Origin of the sequence: Pseudoalteromonas caenipelagi, from assembly GCF_013140855.1 — a bacterium.
Lineage (GTDB): Bacteria > Pseudomonadota > Gammaproteobacteria > Enterobacterales > Alteromonadaceae > Pseudoalteromonas > Pseudoalteromonas caenipelagi.
In genome coordinates this window covers 551,248-567,026 of the sequence record NZ_JABBPG010000001.1, presented here as the reverse complement: position 1 = coordinate 567,026, position 15,779 = coordinate 551,248, and the positions used below count along the sequence as shown (strand labels likewise).

Genomic DNA, 15,779 nt, shown 5'->3' with positions numbered 1-15,779 from the left:
AACTGTAGTTGATAGCACTCAAGTGGGTATGATTAAAATATCAATTATCTCACAAGCCTTTAGAATTGATGCGTTTGTACTACACTTTTTGATAAGACTTCATTGACTAAGTACTCTATGACTTTGCTTCGCACAGTTGTTTGGTTATCCCTATTTGTATGTAGCTGCGTTTTAGCTGGCCCAGATGATGAGCAGGAAAGCTTGTTTTCGTTGCCCGTTGAAGAATTACTTGATCTTGAGGTCACGGTTGCAGCGAGAAAAAACGAACCTTGGCTGTCGTCATCAGGTACTGTGTATGTGGTTAGTCGCAGTGATATCGAAAACTACGGTTGGCGAGATCTAAAAGAAATACTCGCTAGTATTCCTAACATGGATTACTTCTATCAATGGAGCTGGTTACCCGGTGGGCAAAGAGGGTTTACTGGTAATATGTCGGGCACTTTGATGTTAATAGATGGTCGTGAAGTGCAAAATTTGCTCGCAAACGAAGCATTTATAATGAACAACTTTCCATCTAGCAGAATTGAGCGTGTTGAAGTATTGCAGGGGCCAAACTCTACACTTTATGGCGGCAATGCAGCACAGGGAGTCATTAACGTTATAACGCGATTAGAACACGATGAAAATGAGCTTCACGTGCTAGGGGGCGAAGTTGGCACTAGGCATGGTCATTTATTGTTAAATCACAAAAATGGCGATTTTTCGGCATCTCTTAGTGCTAGCTATTTTGAAAGTGATCAAGACTATAAACAACTCAGAGAGTTTGTGGTGAACACCTCAGAGTTTAGTCGCAGCAGTAAAGACGCATTGCGAAACTTAGACCCAAGTGCATTTAGAAACAACGAGCAAAACTATACAGTAGATACAAGGCTTAGCTATCAAGGTTTATATTTTGGCGCAAATATCAGTAGATCTGAGAATGTCAGCGGTATTGAGGCGGTTACCTATGATTATATCACTGGTGATGATTCAAGGCGTGGATATGCCAACTATTATTTAGGTAAAAATATCGAAGTGAGTTCGCGGTGGCAAGGTAATATTGAATTAAGTTATTTTAGAGAATACAAAGAGAAAGACCGATTGACCACCATAGTGCCTGAAGGCGCAACTCGATACAAAGATCTTATCCAATACAATGAGCGTGAAGACATTGGCCCTTCAGACAGAGCAAGGTTAGCAACCCAGTGGCAATATAACGTGAATGAAAGTGCAGACTTTATATTTGGCTATGATGGTTGGCGAACAGTGATAGGTCGAAAAATAAAGTATCGGGATGTTAATGGTGACATTGTGTTATTCACCCCAGCAGAATGGGCAAAGGAAAAAGAAAAATCTACCAAGCATGCGGTGTACACTCAGTATTCTAAAACATTTATATGGGATACAAAGAGCTTAAAGTTGAGCGCAGGATTGCGCTACAACCAGCAAGATTTTACTAATTCTGCCTACTTGCCAAGGGCGAGCTTGGTATACCAAAGCGATGAATCCCAAGCGATAAAGCTAACCTATGGGGAAGCGTTTAGACCGCCAACCATATTCGAATTCGACTTAGTGGTTGACGATGAACTAGAGTCTCAAACGATGCAAATGACCGAGCTAAACTGGAGTAAGAGCTTTGTTTTCAAAGGCATCAAGTTTGCAAGTATCGCCGCACTGTATCATATGAAAGCTGAAAACTTTTATGAAAAAATACTAGATCCGACTAGAGGTATATGGCAGACCGAAATAACTGGTGAACATCGCATTTATGGGCTTGAGACACAGCTCAAATTTCAAGCCCATGATTGGCAAGGTCAATTGAGTTACAGGTATATCAAACCAGATGAGGAGCGCGTTGGCACAGAATCGCAGATACTCGATGTGCCCAAATACAAGCTCAAACTAGGTTTAGTTTATCGTTTGAATGATACATGGCGTATCGCAGGGTTTGCTGATCACTGGGCTGCAACCTTTACTGAATCGAACTTGCTTGCAGGAAATGGTACTGGAATAGAAAAGATAGCAGCGTGGACCACGTTGAATATGCATCTTTTTAGGCAAACAGATCGGTACACCTATGGTATTTATATCGAAAATGTATTTGATACTGAGTACTTTCACAGCAATGGTAGGGGAACATCCCCCATAAAATATTTGCAAGCACCAAGAAATATTCGTCTGCAATTTAGCTATAAATTTTAGTGCTTGCTTGATAGGTTTATAGAGTGTCAGTTGAACGACCTTCTAAATTATTTTCCCTTGATATGGACACGCTCTTGCATGAACGTGAGAATTTTATGTGAAATGACATCTAACTCTTCTTCTAGTGCAAAATGACCCGTGTCTAGAATATTAAAGTCGATGTTTTTTAGGTCACGTTTGTACGGGTGAGCGCCTTCTTCAGGAAATATATAATCACCTTTACCCCATACCAGCAGCGTAGGAGGTTGATGTGTTCGAAAATACTTTTGCCAAGCTGAGTAGTGAGCTGGATTAGTACCATATGAATAAAATAGTTCTAACTGAATTTCTTTGTTTCCAGGTCTGTCTAGTAGCGCTTGGTCTACAAGCCAGTTATCTGGACTAATGGTTTCACTATTGCGCGCACCATTTGTGTATTGCCATTTAGTTGCGTCAATGGTTAATAACGCATCAGCAAGTGCTTGCTTGTTTATATCGCTTTTATCGGCCCAGTACTGTTTAATAGGCTGCCAAAAATCACGTAACCCTTCGTCATATGCATTGCCATTTTGAATAATTAAACCTTCGACCTTTTCAGGATGAGCGTGGGCGATTCTAAAACCAATTGGTGCGCCGTAATCCATGACGTACATGGTAAATTTTTTAACACCAACTTGGTTTAAAAAGTGCTCGGTGATCTTTGCTAGATTGTCAAAGCTATACTCAAACTCGTTCAACGAAGGCATTGAGCTATTGCCAAACCCAGGGTAGTCGGGTGCGATAACATGGTAGTTATCAGCAAGTTTAGGAATTAAATTTCTGTACATATGCGAAGAGGTAGGGAAACCGTGTAGTAGTAATATTGTTGGGTCACTTTTATCACCTGCTTCACGATAGAAAATAGTTTGTTTGTCTACATTAATTGTTTTGTGCAATGTAGGAGATGCTTCAACATTGCCCACACTTACTGCAAGCGCTGCAGTTGCAAGTACCATACTTTTCTTTATTTGTTTGATAACGGTTGAACTGTTCAATTGAGTCATTTTTGTATTCCTATTTATTTTTAACTTAAAAACTCATCAGCAGTATTTTTAAGCCTGCCTTGTGAGCGATGGGCGTATTATCACTATTTCTATTTTGGTGATAAATGGCTATATTGTTGATTAACTAATTCCAAAATGTTGACAGTTTTAATGGATACAATTGATGGTTTAAAGGCTATGGTTGCTGTAGCGCAAACCCATTCGTTTACAACAGCGAGTGAGCGGCTTGGGCTTTCAAAGTCTTTGGTGAGTAAATACGTAGCGCAACTTGAGCAACAGGCAAATGTGCGTTTGTTTAACCGCACAACAAGGCGCGTTGATTTAACAGAAGCTGGAGAAAAGTTTTATAACCACGCAGTGTTAGTACTCGAACGGTACCAAGAAATGCTAGATAATACGCGAGCGATGAACAATTCTCTAATTGGCACCTTAAGAGTGAGTGCCCCATTCGCTTTGGGAGAAACCAAGTTGGCGCAAATTTTACCTGAGTTTATTCTGGCACATCCTGATCTTAAGGTAGAGGTGGTACTATCTAATGCCAATGTGAATGTGGTTGAAGAAGGAATAGACGTGCGATTGCGGGTCGGTGAGCTCAGCGACTCTTCGTTAATTGCTCGCAAAATATCTACATATCCGCTGGTTGTATGCTGCTCCCCCAAATATTTGCAAAGCGTAGGGGGCATTAACCACCCTGAAGATCTTTGTAAAGCAATGTGTATCATCGATAGTAACTATAAGCTGGGTTCAACGTGGCCGTTTGTACATCGTAATGGACAGCGCAAGCACAATATAGAAGTGAAAAGCCAACTGAGTTTAAATAGTCCGAGCGCTTCAAAAGAGGTCGCGAAAAAAGGGGGAGGCGTGATTTTGTGTCCCATATTTGTAGTTGAAGAAGACTTGAGTAAAGGTGACTTGGTGCAATTATTAGAAGATTATGATGTCTGCCAATTTGATTTATTAGCCGTTTACCCTCATCGAGAATATGTTGCCCAAAAAGTAAAAGTGTTTATTGATTTTTTAAGAGAAAAGCTGAGCTGATCATCAACAGGTTGCACTTAGTTGCACATTGGTATCGCAATGACTTTTATAGAAAAGCAATTAAGAATTGAAAAGGTGAGCGATGCTCACCTTACTTTATTCTTTTAAGGAAATAGACTTAGCTTCGATGCTAATCTTTCCTTGTTTAAACAAACCACCAATGGCTTTTTTAAAGTTCGCTTTACTAGTAGAAAACGCTTTTTTGATTTGCTCGGGATCAGATTTGTCGCCCAGCGGTAAGTAGCCACCGTTTTCTTTTAACGCTTGGATGATTTGGTCGCCAAGGCTAACAACTTTACCCATGCCGGGTTTATCTAACACTACATCAATTTTGCCATCATCGCGGACTACTTTAATGTAGCCTTTGAGCTTTTGACCAACGAACATACGCTTAAACACGGTATTAAAAAACACCACACCAAAGTGTTGTTCGTTAATAATAACCTTGTAACCAATGTCAGTTTTAGCGGCGACAATAAGATCAACTTCTTGAAATTTTTCGTAACTAGGTTCGGTCTTGTTGACAAACTTGTTGAGATTGCTCGAGGCACATATACGTTTGCTGGCATTATCTAAATACAGCTTAACCAAGTAGCTGTAACCTTCACGCATTTTTGGCTTTTGTTCGTTAAATGGCGCCAGCACGTCTTTATCAATGCCGATATCCATAAACGCGCCGACAGTGCTCAACTCTTTTACACGCAAAAGTGCAAACTCTCCAACTTGAGCAATAGGTGTTTTTGTTGTGGCTGTTGGGTGACCTTGCGAATCTTGATAAATAAATACTTGTACGCTGTCACCTGCTTCTAAGTGTTCTTCCAGCTCATTGGCAGGTAAAAATACTTCGCCTAAGTCTTTACCATCAAGGTAAGCACCTTCAGCGCACACGTCGCTTATCATTAATGTTTCAATATGACCTAACATGATTATTCCTCTGAAGGCTTAGGTTTACGACGAAGAGGGGTGTTGCCATCCACATCAAATGGTGCAGGGATCGCTTTTTTAGCTTTTGCTTTTGGCTTAGTCGGCTTTTTCAGCTGCTTTTTAGCGATGGGCTTCGCGACTTGTGGTTTTACAGTTTTAGGTTTTACAGGTTTAAAACCCTTGAACTTGGCTTCTAATCCTTCGATACTCGCAAATTCAAGTTTATCGTTTAGATAGTTTTTAATAGCAACGTAACTGTTCCAATCTTTTGGGCCAACCAATGAGATTGCAGTGCCTTTAAATCCTGCACGGCCAGTACGGCCAATTCGATGCACATATTCTTCTGCTTGCTTAGGCAAATCAAAATTAATGACGTGCGTTACGCTCAGTAGGTCTAGTCCGCGTGAAGCAACATCTGTAGTCACAAGCACTTTAAAAATACCACGGCTGAACGCATCCATAATATCAAGACGTTTATTTTGCACTAAATCACCAGCAAGTGCTGTTGCTTTGATACCTAATTCGTTCAGTTGCTCACTAATACGCGTTGTATCTGAGCGTGTTGCGGTAAAAATAATGCATTGGCCCACATCGTCTAGCTTTACAAAGTGCTTTAGTAATGCATCTTTATGATCTAAGTGATCAGCAAAATATAGTGTTTGTTTAATGTCACCGTGCTGCTGATGGGCATCACTTAGGATTATTTTTTTAGGTGCACGTAATAAATTACGAGATGTAACGTCAACTTGTGCATGATCAAGTGTTGCAGAAAACAGTAATGTTTGACGAAGCCTGTGATTCGCTTCGTCATTAATTTTGTTGAGCTGATCAGCAAAACCTAAATCGAGCATACGATCAGCTTCATCAAATATTAACAGCTCAAGGCCTGCAAGTTGCAAAGAGCGTTGCTCTAAATGGTCAGCTATGCGTCCTGGAGTACCAATAACAATTTGTGGATCTTTGCGCAAAGCCTTAATTTGGTCATTAAAGTTTTCGCCACCTAAAATTTTAACCACATTAATACTGGTGCCTGCTATCAGCAAACGGCACTGTGTAAATACTTGTGTGGCAAGTTCACGAGTGGGGGCAATAATCAAAACACGTGGGTCGCGCTTACTTAATGCCTTTTGCTTCATGACACGATGCACTGCTGGTAATAAAAACGCTAAGGTTTTACCTGAACCTGTCTTGGACTGTGCGAAGACATCATGCCCGGCGATGGCCGTGGGTACCGCCTGAGCTTGGATCTCAGTAGGCTCTGTGATCCCTTGGTGGGCAAGTTGTTTTTCGAGGCGAGTTTCTATGCCTAATTCGGTAAAATGCAAAGCGTTTTTCTCCAACACTGAATTTGTTTATGACCGCGTATTATAGCAAAGCATTAGTAAGCTCTCCTAGCATTAAAGTACTTTGTATCTGGATTTTTGCAATTAAAGTAAAAATCCGTACAATACGCGCTCTAGCGCCGGATTTACGGTCCGGTATGTGTATGCTTTTGGCGTTGTGCTTAATGCCCTAAGCGAAATAAAAGCTGAAATTTAGGAAAACCTATGTCTAAACCATTTGTGGTTTGTGCCATGTATAAATTCGTGTCACTGCCAAACTTTGAACAAATTCGTCAACCGCTTCATGATGTAATGGAACAACACGAAGTACGTGGTACTTTGTTGCTTGCTGCCGAAGGTATTAACGGCACAGTTGCAGGTAAACGTGAAAGTATTGATGCCTTAATCGCGTGGCTCGATAAGCAGCCAGGTTTAGATAACATTGTATTTAAAGAGTCATACGATGAAACTTGTCCGTTTTACCGCACTAAGGTAAAGCTTAAAAAAGAAATCGTGACCATGGGTGTACAAGGTATTGATCCACTAAAAGTGGTGGGTAGCTACGTTAAGCCTAAAGAATGGAACGATTTGATTTCAGACCCAGAAGTGGTGGTTGTAGATACACGTAATGACTACGAAATCGAAATTGGTACGTTTAAACATGCTATCGATCCAAACACCAAAACATTCCGTGAATTTCCGCAGTGGGCTCAAGAGAATTTAGATCCAAGCAAGCACAAAAAAGTCGCGATGTTCTGTACTGGTGGCATTCGCTGTGAAAAATCTACTGCATACATGAAAGAGCAGGGCTTTGAAGAGGTTTATCACCTTGAAGGTGGTATCTTAAAGTATTTAGAAGAAGTACCAAAAGAAGAGTCGCTTTGGGAAGGTGAGTGCTTTGTCTTTGATAACCGTGTAGCGGTTGATCATGACTTACAAAAAGGCTCATATGATCAATGTCATGCTTGTCGTATGCCCATCACTGAAGAAGAAAAGCAACGTGAAGAGTATATGGAAGGCGTTTCATGTCATCATTGTCATGACAGCCTAACAGAAGAGCAGCGTGCACGCTTTGCTGAGCGTCAAAAGCAAATTCAATTAGCACAGGCTCGTGGTGAAGGGCACATTGGCCACGATGCACAAGAAACCTTGCGTCAACGTAAGGAAGCAAAACAAGCCCAAAAAGAAGCGCAAAGACAAAAATCTGCTTAACTTTAAATAGTCGTAAACTTTCAAAAGCCTCAGCGTTTAGTTGGGGCTTTTTTGTTGCTTTTGCAACCAATGTCATGCTTTTGTGGGGTTGTCGAAAGGGGTGATTGTTTGTTAGGCTAATTGTGTCCAATATAACAATAATAGATGGCGAAACATGGGCAATTTATTTTTACAAGAGCGTGAGCGCTGGTGGATTTGGTTTATGTGGGGCCTAGTTGGCTGCCTTTTGAGTAGTTTTGTTTTAAGCTTAACTCACCAGCAAATAATGGGCTTTACTGCCTCTAGTTTATTGGTTTTAGCCGTTGCTATTTGGATGAATTACAGCAAACGCTTTGAGTTTTTCAGAGCATTTAAAGTGCTGATACTGATTTATACATTTTCTTTTTTGCCTCCTTTACTCGACGCACTATTACCTATTGATAAACTTTCAGTTGCAGCACTAAAAGGCGGATTAGTATTAGCCTTTGGCATGTTACTGTGCATCTTTTGTGCGTGGTTTGCCAGAAGACCGAAGCAATATTATTGAATTTTACAAAAAATTAGACATTGCTCTTTACAGCAACACCTAAAACCACTAATATGCGCGCCAACAACGGAGAGATGGCTGAGTGGTCGAAAGCACCGGTCTTGAAAACCGGCAAGGGTTAATAGCCCTTCTAGGGTTCAAATCCCTATCTCTCCGCCACCTCATTCCCAAAACCGCCTTATTGGCGGTTTTTTTCGTTAGGAGGCTGTTATGTCAGCATTAGTTGTAAAACATACTAGTTTATGGATAGTGTTTGGCTTCTTTTACCTTAGTGGCTTGGAAATGGCGTTGCGTTTGGCCATTGACGGTCAACAAGATCCTACGTTAATTAAAACACTTTCACTTACCTTCTTATTTAGCTTACTTGTTGCCCACTTGATAAGAAAGTACGAAAAAATGTGGCCATTTTTGGCATCGGTTGTTATCAGCTTAACTGGCATTGTTGGATTTGGTTATTATTTTACGCAGCGCCTTACACAGTATAGCTTTGAGCTTGGGTTAGGGTTGTGTCTAAGTTTACCTCTAGCCACATTTTTGTTAGGAAAAATCAAGCTTCTTCAACGTAATCCGGACAAGTAAGTCCGTTTAAACTCAAAACTGGCTATGTTACACTGCGCGCGTCTTTTAATAGAAACTAAAGTGAATTAACTTATGTCAGATTTATTTAATACAGATGCTGAAAAAGCAAGCTACGGAATTGGCTTACAAATGGGTGAGCAATTAAAAGCGAATCCATTTGAAGGGCTAAACTTGCATTCAGTGTTTGAGGGAATGAAAGATGCATACGCGGGTGACGCGTTCCGTGTTGAAATCCCTGAGATCCAAGCTGCATTCGAAAAAATTAATGCTGAAATTCAAGCTCGTCGTGAAGAAGAAGCAAAAGTATTAGCCGCTGAAGGCATTGCATTTTTAGAAGAAAACGCAAAGCGTGCTGAAATCACAGTAACTGAGTCTGGTCTTCAGTACGAAGTAGTTACCACTGGTGAAGGTGAAAAGCCGGCAGCTGATTCAAAAGTACGTGTTCATTACCACGGTACACTAATCAACGGTACAGTATTCGACAGCTCATACGACCGTGGTCAGCCTGCTGAATTCCCGGTAAATGGCGTGATTAAAGGTTGGACTGAAGCACTACAACTAATGACTCCAGGTTCAAAATGGCGTTTATACATCCCACACGAGCTTGCATACGGTGAGCGTGGCGCAGGTGCTTCAATCGCACCTTTCTCAACGTTAGTATTCGATGTTGAGTTATTAGAAGTTTTATAATCGCGCATTAGCGATTTACAATAAAACACGAAAAGGCCCAACGAAAGTTGGGCTTTTTTATTTTTCTAAATAATACCGATGCACAATAACACTCATTTTGAGGGATTAAACCTGACACTAGCTGCGTAAAACATTTCTCATTTAGAATAACTAAATCACAAAATTTTTACCTTGCCTACATGGATGTATGTACTTTGGTGATAGCAGGACGTGGTAGTGGTGTTATCGACAAGGCTTTCTTATTTCAAAATAGATCACTTAGTTAAGAGGAACGGTATCAGCTTCCACTGATAACTCTGTTTAAATCGCAAAAGAAAACATTGTTAGGCTGTAAAGAAGCTCATTACTCACGTATTGCAGAGCATATGAGTAAGTAAACCAATACGTTGTATTTGGTACGGGTCTGCACACGCACTTAGAATCCTCTTTTATAAAATACGCCAACTAAATAAAAATGGTCCTAGATTATTCATTTAAAAACCTGCCTGTTTAAAAAGTCTAAATTTACAAAAAAATGATTGTTGCAAATTTATATTGTCATTTAAAGGTTTGTAATCATAAAAGTATAGGCAGCATAATTATATGCTTGTGAGTGCCAATTGTTTTTATTAAACAGATTGCAATTTTATTTGTGTTGAAGTGAGAAGATTTTGCACTCATGAAAAAATTGATGGTTTACATGTTTCCAATTTAAATATAGTTTGTAGTTGTAACTAACTAAAGGAGATAACCATGTTACTAAAACTAAATAAGAAGAAAATGAAAACACTAAGCTTAGATAAATCAACAGTACCAGCTAAAATGACCCCGCAAGTTGCGGGTGGCGTTGATATTGATAGTAGCTATGCATCATACGGATGTCCGCCTAAGCTTATTAGTGATGGTCCAGAGTGCCCAGGAAATCTAACTTCTAGAGCTTGTTAATATATACGCTTAATTAAACAGAGCTGACTTTAATTTTATAATGTAAAGTTGGCTCTTATATTTTTCTTGAACTCTAGCTGGTTTGTTTGTTAATTTTATACTTGCTTTATTATTTTGGAATTTCTACAAAAGTGAATAATTTTAATTGCTCTCCTATTACCTTCCCATTTTTATTGAGAAAATCTTTGCTCAAGAGTCATTAAATTACATTTCTCTTAGCAATATGCCTGCTATACAGTGGCAAAAAAGTATATATCTAGGTGCCATCATTGGTCGCTTGATGATATATTAATGCGATATCTCCCGTTCTTTTATAAGTGGATAGGGAACGGTTTGAACTCTAAATAAAAATGGTGCTGTATGTCTTTTCCTCCTTGCCCTAAATGTCGCTCAGAGTATGTGTATCAAGATCAAGATAACTTTGTATGCCCTGAATGTGCGCATGAATGGAATCCATCAGAAATTAACGACGAAGATGTTGTTAATGTGAAGGACGCCAATGGTGCTTTGCTCGCCGATGGTGATAAGGTCACAGTTATAAAAGATTTAAAAATTAAAGGCAGCACGCAAGTGATTAAAATTGGCACTAAAGCGCTTATCCGAAGAGTTTTGGATAAAAAAGATCATGAACTTGATTGCAAAGTGGATGGTGTTGGCGAAATGATGGTCACGGCTAAGTTTGTTAAGAAGGCATAAGTAGCTTATCTGAAGTTGAGGTTGCTACACAAATCCACACAAAAGCGCAGCTTTCAGACGCTCACGCTGCATACAAATTTCTGGCATGAGCATTTTTGCTTATAAAACTAAATACACCTTGCCGGCTTAGGTAAGCCCGCAATTTTAGTCGCTTGTTTAGCGGGACCTTTAGGAAACAGTTTATATAAATACATGCTGTTTCCCTTATCTTCTCCCAGTGCTTTGGCCATCGCTTTGACTAACATGCGTATAGCTGGGCTAGTGTTATATTCTTCATAAAAGTCACGAACAAAGTTAACGACTTCCCAGTGTGCGGCTGTCAGTGTAATACCTTCTTGCTCGGCGATAATGGGCGCAAGCTCAGGGCTCCACTTTGTGTGATCAAGCAAATAACCTTGCTTATCTGTTTCTATCGATTGATTGTTTAGTTCTAACATGATTTACCAAGTAATTGACTTTTTTGCGCTATTTATCAGGTTTACCCATTCGTTATCACAGCATAGAGTGTATCCACTGTCTGTTGATACCCCTCTGGCAATCGCACAGCTCGTTAGCATATAAAGATTGGCTGAAAATTGGCTGTAAGAGATGTGATCATAGCACGCATCACCCGTGAGCAATACCGCATCATTGTGTGCTAAGAGTTGCTCTATCTGTAACTTTTGATAATAGCTTACAGGTTTGGAAAATATGTGTACGGTGTCGATGCTCATAGGGTAACCACAAAGTCTTGCTGTTGAATTAATGATTGTTGCTGTTGTTTAGTTAGAGTAAGCGCTGTGATGATCAGCTGTTCTTCAGTGAGTTGATACTTCTGCATGGCATCGGCACAAACATATACTTGCTCTACGTCATATATTTCTAGCGTTTTTATCGCCTTAAAATAGTCTTTTAGGCCTATGTGTGCTGCAGATTGCTGCTTTTTCAAGGCGAGTACAGCTGAGTCTTTTAGCAACCAAGAGATATTTTGGTCTATTGCTGCATATATTAACGTGGTATCAAGCGCATCACGTATTTTTTGGCCATCAAAAGGGCTGTCAGAACTTATCACTAAAACGTTTTTCATTTAAATTGAACCCACTTATCGGCTTTTGCGCTTAACATGGCAAACTCAGCCAAACCTGCAACTGTAAATAGTCCTGTGTCATTGGTATCTATGGCGCGTTTCTCAGCAGCGGTGACACATAACATAAGAGGAATACCTAAATCAGCGAGTGCTTGCCAAGTCGCTTGGATATTTAGCTCGTCTGATGACAATTGCAAGTGCTGTGAAGCATGGTTAACAGCGTCCTGATATAAAAAAATGCACGCTATCTGATGACCACTGTGTACTGCTGCATGTGCAAACCGAGACAGCCGTTGTAAACAGTCATGATCGGCAACGCCCGAATGCAAAGATAAAACAAATTTGCTCAAAATTCGCCCATAAAAAAAGCCCCATTAAGGGGCTTATTTTACCAGAACAAACTGGTTAGTCATCACTTGCACCTAAAAGAGCGAGTAATGAAGTAAATAGGTTGTAGATGTTAAGATACAAACCAACCGTTGCAAGCACGTAATTCGTCTCGCCACCATTAATGATTCGGCTTGTATCATATAGAATGAAACCAGACATAATTAACACAACAGCTGCATTTAATGCCATGAACGCAACGCTGCTACCAATAAATAGGTTAACCAAGCTTGCGATAACAACGACAATTAAACCAACCGTTAAAAACCCACCCATAAATGAGAAGTCTTTTTTAGTCGTCAGGGCATAAGCAGACAAGCCAAAGAAAATGAGTGCTGTAGAGCCCAGAGCTTGGGTAATAAGCATGCCGCCATTTGGCATTGCAGCATAATGGTTAAGTAGAGGTCCTAAGCCAAAACCCATAATGCCAGTGAACAAAAACACCAAGCCAATCGCTGAAGATGAGTTTGCTTTTTTATGAATAACAAAAATTAGGCCTAACCCAACAAGAGAACAGATTAAACCAGTGAAGCGTGGTAACGCCATTGTCATTGAAATACCTGCTGTGATAGCACTAAATGCAAGTGTCATCGCAAGCAAGAAATATGTATTCTTTAATACCTTGTTAGTTTCAACGGTCGACATTACCGGTCTAGCGGTATCGTACGAATGATTGAACGCCATGGTTAAACTCCTTTATGAACAAATGTTCTAATATATTGACTGAGTAAAGATTACCAAGAGTTATATGGTTCGGCAAACATTGTCGATCAAATAGAGTCGTTAAAAGGAGGAAAGTTCCATTTTATCGCTTAAATTGCTCTACATTTAAACAAAAGTGAGGTTTTTTGAGCACTTAAACTTTTTTTTAAAAAAAAAGCTTCACATTCTGGTGGGGATTATCTAATATTCGCCCCGCTGCGGAGAGATGGCTGAGCGGTTGAAAGCACCGGTCTTGAAAACCGGCATACGTTAATAGCGTATCTAGGGTTCAAATCCCTATCTCTCCGCCACTAATTTTATATGGTGCATGTTTTATTGCATTATATCTTACTTCGGAGAGATGGCTGAGTGGTCGAAAGCACCGGTCTTGAAAACCGGCAAGGGTTAATAGCCCTTCTAGGGTTCAAATCCCTATCTCTCCGCCACTATTCTAAGAATAGTAAGCCGCTACATGATGTAGCGGCTTTTTTTTGCTTAAAATTCCTTACTTAGACCAAAGTCCACTAGTGAATATTTCATAATCATGCAATCTCAGTAGGGTTGATTTTATTAAAGGTGTTAGATTGCATGAAACAAAAGCTAGCCAAAAGCGTTGCTTTATCATTATTGTCACCCATATTTGTAGGCTCTTTGCTGGGACTATACTTTTCTATATCTAGTCAAGGGTCAGGCCTTAGCATTTTTTTAGCATGTTAAGTACTGCAATTTCTAATGCTCATGTGGTGGGGTTGTCTATGGCGTTGTGTGTTTTGCCTGGTTACTTGGTTTTAGCTAAGAAGCAAAAAGTCCGATATGACGTGTTACTGACATTGGGCATGCTTGGAGGAGTGTTATTTAGCATTCTTTTTGCTGCAAGCAGCGGTCCGGCTCTGCTCGTTAATGCGTTAATGACGACAATAGCTGCTGGGTTATTTTTATATGGTTTGAGGCGTTTTGCTTAACTTTGTATTGAACGCTGCTCTATATTTAGCCAAGTAGCACTATATTTACGGATATTTAATACTTTTTCGCCACAAAAGGTTTCAATTAATTCTGTGAAAGAGTACCTTAGACTTTTGTATGTTGTAACCGTGATTTAGTAGATGCAGAAGCAAGAATTTTATCAGTCACTCACACAGCAAGCACAGGCTCTTATTAGCTCAGAAAGTAACATCGTGGCTAATATGGCTAATTTAAGTGCTTTGCTGTTTACGTCGTTAGAAGATATCAATTGGGCTGGCTTTTATTTTGTCGATAGTCCCGATGAATTAGTCTTGGGACCATTTCAAGGTAACCCTGCGTGTATACGTATTCCTGTGGGTAAAGGTGTCTGCGGTACTGCTGCTCAAACCCAGCAAACCCAGTTAGTGGAAGATGTACATGCTTTTGATGGGCATATCGCCTGTGATGCAGCGTCAAATTCCGAAATCGTTATTCCCATCTTTAAAGATGGCAAAGTGTTTGCGGTGCTGGATATAGACAGCCCGTCATTATCTCGCTTTGACGAACACGACAAGAGTGGCCTTGAGGCATTGGTAAAAAGCTTTGAGTTGACTTTATCGTGAAAGATTTACTGAACGTACAAGACTACTTATTTTCAACTGCCGACGTGGGTGACTGGGAAGGCGAAGAAGAACATGTTGCCGAAACGCTTAACGAATTGATTCATTTTGCTTGGCAACAATTACCAGATGATCTCGAATGCGAAATCATCGATAATGTAATAAACGGTATTTGGGAACATCTTCGTGGTGATTTAGCCTTACTTGAGGCTGAATTTGAAGAGTTAACAGACTGGGTAACACACTATATCCAATCATCGTTAGATGAGCAGATATCATAAATAGGTTCAAACATGGAAACCACAAACAAGCTAAAAGATATTAATGAGGTACTGGATTTTCTATATTCAGAATTTCCTCAGTGTTTTAAACAAAAAGATGGCATAAAGCCATTAAAAGTAGGTATTTTTAAAGATATTGCTGAGCGAATCGAAGGCTCCGAGAAGGTAAGTAAAACGCAGGTGCGTCAAGCATTGCGTAAATACACTTCGAACTGGCGATATCTAGAAGCGGTTACTAAGCATGAGTTCCGTATCGATCTGGACGGCAAAGATGCTGAAAAAGTAGAGCAAGAGCACATCGAACATGCTCAAAAAGCACTTGAAGAAAGCCGTGCAAAAATGGCTAAGCGCAAAAAGCCACAGCGTCCTCGCCAAGATGGCGAAACAAAATCTTACAAAAAGAAAGGTGCACCGCATTCTCGTTCAGGCGATAAAAACGCTAGAGTTAACAAGAAGCCAGAGCCTCAACAAGCTAAGCGTAGTTCAGGTAAAGTTGAACCATTGCCAGCGAATGAGGTCAAGGTTAATAACAAAGTAAAAGTTAAATTAGGCCAAGCACTTGTTAATGCAACTATAACTGAAGTGAACAAAGATGAAGTTCACGTTGAGTTAGTTACTGGCATGCAAGTTAAGACTAAAGCAGACAGCCTATATATCGTTTAAGGAG

At 40.1% G+C, this 15,779-nt stretch carries 19 protein-coding genes, 3 tRNA genes and 1 pseudogene; 15 read left to right on the top strand and 8 right to left on the bottom strand.

Annotation, left to right across the window (positions count from 1 at the left end; genetic code table 11):
• Window positions 1–117 precede the first annotated feature (117 nt).
• Window positions 118–2,181 (top strand): TonB-dependent receptor plug domain-containing protein, encoded by a 2,064-nt coding sequence (locus tag HG263_RS02410; protein ID WP_171624478.1) that lies wholly within the window; start codon window positions 118–120, stop codon window positions 2,179–2,181.
• Window positions 2,182–2,228: 47 nt separating this feature from the next.
• Here the strand turns inward: HG263_RS02410 and HG263_RS02405 are convergent, their stop codons facing one another.
• Complete coding sequence (locus tag HG263_RS02405) at window positions 2,229–3,203, bottom strand: alpha/beta fold hydrolase (RefSeq protein ID WP_171624477.1); 975 nt, start codon at window positions 3,201–3,203, stop codon at window positions 2,229–2,231.
• A 150-nt stretch (window positions 3,204–3,353) separates the two neighbouring features.
• On the opposite strand from HG263_RS02405, the gene HG263_RS02400 reads away from it, so the two are divergent.
• Window positions 3,354–4,241 carry a LysR family transcriptional regulator gene (locus HG263_RS02400; RefSeq protein WP_171624476.1) on the top strand — a complete coding sequence of 296 codons (888 nt, stop codon included), beginning with the start codon at window positions 3,354–3,356 and terminating at the stop codon, window positions 4,239–4,241.
• 96 nt (window positions 4,242–4,337) lie between these two features.
• On the opposite strand, the gene HG263_RS02395 is transcribed toward HG263_RS02400, so the two are convergent.
• Together HG263_RS02395 and HG263_RS02390 are read right to left on the bottom strand one after the other, a co-directional pair.
• On the bottom strand, window positions 4,338–5,171 hold the full coding sequence (locus HG263_RS02395) for a S1-like domain-containing RNA-binding protein (RefSeq protein ID WP_171624900.1): 834 nt from the start codon (window positions 5,169–5,171) through the stop codon (window positions 4,338–4,340).
• A complete protein-coding gene (locus HG263_RS02390) occupies window positions 5,168–6,490 on the bottom strand; it encodes a DEAD/DEAH box helicase (protein WP_171624475.1) in 1,323 nt (440 codons plus the stop codon). Before HG263_RS02390 ends, HG263_RS02395 begins: the two co-directional genes overlap by 4 nt.
• A gap of 222 nt (window positions 6,491–6,712) precedes the next feature.
• Between HG263_RS02390 and trhO the strand changes: the two genes are divergently transcribed.
• From trhO to HG263_RS02355, 7 genes are all read left to right on the top strand, one after another.
• Window positions 6,713–7,699 carry an oxygen-dependent tRNA uridine(34) hydroxylase TrhO gene (gene trhO, locus HG263_RS02385; protein WP_171624474.1) on the top strand — a complete coding sequence of 329 codons (987 nt, stop codon included), beginning with the start codon at window positions 6,713–6,715 and terminating at the stop codon, window positions 7,697–7,699.
• 154 nt (window positions 7,700–7,853) lie between these two features.
• Window positions 7,854–8,225 (top strand): hypothetical protein, encoded by a 372-nt coding sequence (locus HG263_RS02380; protein WP_171624473.1) that lies wholly within the window; start codon window positions 7,854–7,856, stop codon window positions 8,223–8,225.
• A 68-nt stretch (window positions 8,226–8,293) separates the two neighbouring features.
• A tRNA-Ser gene (locus HG263_RS02375) sits at window positions 8,294–8,384 on the top strand.
• 51 nt (window positions 8,385–8,435) lie between these two features.
• Window positions 8,436–8,804, top strand: a complete 369-nt coding sequence (locus HG263_RS02370; RefSeq protein WP_171624472.1) for a hypothetical protein — start codon at window positions 8,436–8,438, stop codon at window positions 8,802–8,804.
• Between the two features lie 72 nt (window positions 8,805–8,876).
• Window positions 8,877–9,494, top strand: a complete 618-nt coding sequence (bamJ, locus tag HG263_RS02365) for a BamJ family beta-barrel-assembly machinery protein (RefSeq protein ID WP_171624471.1) — start codon at window positions 8,877–8,879, stop codon at window positions 9,492–9,494.
• 732 nt (window positions 9,495–10,226) lie between these two features.
• Complete coding sequence (locus tag HG263_RS02360) at window positions 10,227–10,418, top strand: hypothetical protein (protein WP_171624045.1); 192 nt, start codon at window positions 10,227–10,229, stop codon at window positions 10,416–10,418.
• A gap of 360 nt (window positions 10,419–10,778) precedes the next feature.
• Window positions 10,779–11,114: a zinc ribbon domain-containing protein YjdM gene (locus HG263_RS02355; RefSeq protein WP_171624470.1), complete on the top strand. Its 336-nt coding sequence runs from the start codon at window positions 10,779–10,781 to the stop codon at window positions 11,112–11,114.
• Between the two features lie 107 nt (window positions 11,115–11,221).
• Here HG263_RS02355 and HG263_RS02350 read toward each other — a convergent pair whose 3' ends face one another.
• The 5 genes from HG263_RS02350 to HG263_RS02330 are packed head-to-tail and all read right to left on the bottom strand — an operon-like array spanning window position 11,222 to window position 13,251.
• Window positions 11,222–11,551 carry a TusE/DsrC/DsvC family sulfur relay protein gene (locus HG263_RS02350; RefSeq protein ID WP_171624469.1) on the bottom strand — a complete coding sequence of 110 codons (330 nt, stop codon included), beginning with the start codon at window positions 11,549–11,551 and terminating at the stop codon, window positions 11,222–11,224.
• A 3-nt stretch (window positions 11,552–11,554) separates the two neighbouring features.
• Window positions 11,555–11,827 carry a tRNA 2-thiouridine-synthesizing protein gene (locus HG263_RS02345; RefSeq protein WP_171624468.1) on the bottom strand — a complete coding sequence of 91 codons (273 nt, stop codon included), beginning with the start codon at window positions 11,825–11,827 and terminating at the stop codon, window positions 11,555–11,557.
• Window positions 11,824–12,180: a sulfurtransferase complex subunit TusC gene (tusC, locus tag HG263_RS02340; protein ID WP_171624467.1), complete on the bottom strand. Its 357-nt coding sequence runs from the start codon at window positions 12,178–12,180 to the stop codon at window positions 11,824–11,826. The genes HG263_RS02345 and tusC overlap by 4 nt, the downstream gene beginning before the upstream one ends.
• Window positions 12,177–12,530, bottom strand: a complete 354-nt coding sequence (tusD, locus tag HG263_RS02335; RefSeq protein WP_171624466.1) for a sulfurtransferase complex subunit TusD — start codon at window positions 12,528–12,530, stop codon at window positions 12,177–12,179. Before tusD ends, tusC begins: the two co-directional genes overlap by 4 nt.
• 55 nt (window positions 12,531–12,585) lie before the next feature.
• Window positions 12,586–13,251, bottom strand: coding sequence for a Bax inhibitor-1/YccA family protein (locus HG263_RS02330; RefSeq protein ID WP_171624465.1), 666 nt, complete (start codon window positions 13,249–13,251; stop codon window positions 12,586–12,588).
• Between the two features lie 238 nt (window positions 13,252–13,489).
• Here HG263_RS02330 and HG263_RS02325 point away from each other — a divergent pair.
• The 6 genes and pseudogenes from HG263_RS02325 to proQ all read left to right on the top strand — a co-directional run bounded on the left by HG263_RS02325 (window position 13,490) and on the right by proQ (window position 15,775).
• A tRNA-Ser gene (locus HG263_RS02325) sits at window positions 13,490–13,580 on the top strand.
• Between the two features lie 44 nt (window positions 13,581–13,624).
• Window positions 13,625–13,715 (top strand) — tRNA-Ser (locus HG263_RS02320).
• Between the two features lie 142 nt (window positions 13,716–13,857).
• Window positions 13,858–14,231: pseudogene (locus HG263_RS02315) on the top strand (hypothetical protein).
• A 141-nt stretch (window positions 14,232–14,372) separates the two neighbouring features.
• Window positions 14,373–14,834 carry a free L-methionine (R)-S-oxide reductase MsrC gene (locus HG263_RS02310; RefSeq protein ID WP_171624464.1) on the top strand — a complete coding sequence of 154 codons (462 nt, stop codon included), beginning with the start codon at window positions 14,373–14,375 and terminating at the stop codon, window positions 14,832–14,834.
• Window positions 14,831–15,112 (top strand): hypothetical protein, encoded by a 282-nt coding sequence (locus HG263_RS02305; RefSeq protein ID WP_171624463.1) that lies wholly within the window; start codon window positions 14,831–14,833, stop codon window positions 15,110–15,112. The genes HG263_RS02310 and HG263_RS02305 overlap by 4 nt, the downstream gene beginning before the upstream one ends.
• Before the next feature lie 12 nt (window positions 15,113–15,124).
• Window positions 15,125–15,775: an RNA chaperone ProQ gene (proQ, locus tag HG263_RS02300; protein WP_171624462.1), complete on the top strand. Its 651-nt coding sequence runs from the start codon at window positions 15,125–15,127 to the stop codon at window positions 15,773–15,775.
• The last annotated feature ends 4 nt before the right edge of the window (window positions 15,776–15,779 follow it).

Bases quoted from the DNA above. Each gene is read 5' to 3' on its own strand.
- tusC (WP_171624467.1), bottom strand. From the start codon at position 12,180: ATGAAAAACGTTTTAGTGATAAGTTCTGACAGCCCTTTTGATGGCCAA.
- trhO (WP_171624474.1), top strand. From the start codon at position 6,713: ATGTCTAAACCATTTGTGGTTTGTGCCATGTATAAATTCGTGTCACTG.
- proQ (WP_171624462.1), top strand. From the start codon at position 15,125: ATGGAAACCACAAACAAGCTAAAAGATATTAATGAGGTACTGGATTTT.
- HG263_RS02405 (WP_171624477.1), bottom strand. From the start codon at position 3,203: ATGACTCAATTGAACAGTTCAACCGTTATCAAACAAATAAAGAAAAGT.
- HG263_RS02350 (WP_171624469.1), bottom strand. From the start codon at position 11,551: ATGTTAGAACTAAACAATCAATCGATAGAAACAGATAAGCAAGGTTAT.
- HG263_RS02330 (WP_171624465.1), bottom strand. From the start codon at position 13,251: ATGGCGTTCAATCATTCGTACGATACCGCTAGACCGGTAATGTCGACC.
- HG263_RS02410 (WP_171624478.1), top strand. From the start codon at position 118: ATGACTTTGCTTCGCACAGTTGTTTGGTTATCCCTATTTGTATGTAGC.
- HG263_RS02400 (WP_171624476.1), top strand. From the start codon at position 3,354: ATGGATACAATTGATGGTTTAAAGGCTATGGTTGCTGTAGCGCAAACC.
- HG263_RS02355 (WP_171624470.1), top strand. From the start codon at position 10,779: ATGTCTTTTCCTCCTTGCCCTAAATGTCGCTCAGAGTATGTGTATCAA.
- HG263_RS02345 (WP_171624468.1), bottom strand. From the start codon at position 11,827: ATGAGCATCGACACCGTACACATATTTTCCAAACCTGTAAGCTATTAT.
- HG263_RS02310 (WP_171624464.1), top strand. From the start codon at position 14,373: ATGCAGAAGCAAGAATTTTATCAGTCACTCACACAGCAAGCACAGGCT.
- bamJ (WP_171624471.1), top strand. From the start codon at position 8,877: ATGTCAGATTTATTTAATACAGATGCTGAAAAAGCAAGCTACGGAATT.
- HG263_RS02370 (WP_171624472.1), top strand. From the start codon at position 8,436: ATGTCAGCATTAGTTGTAAAACATACTAGTTTATGGATAGTGTTTGGC.
- HG263_RS02380 (WP_171624473.1), top strand. From the start codon at position 7,854: ATGGGCAATTTATTTTTACAAGAGCGTGAGCGCTGGTGGATTTGGTTT.
- HG263_RS02360 (WP_171624045.1), top strand. From the start codon at position 10,227: ATGTTACTAAAACTAAATAAGAAGAAAATGAAAACACTAAGCTTAGAT.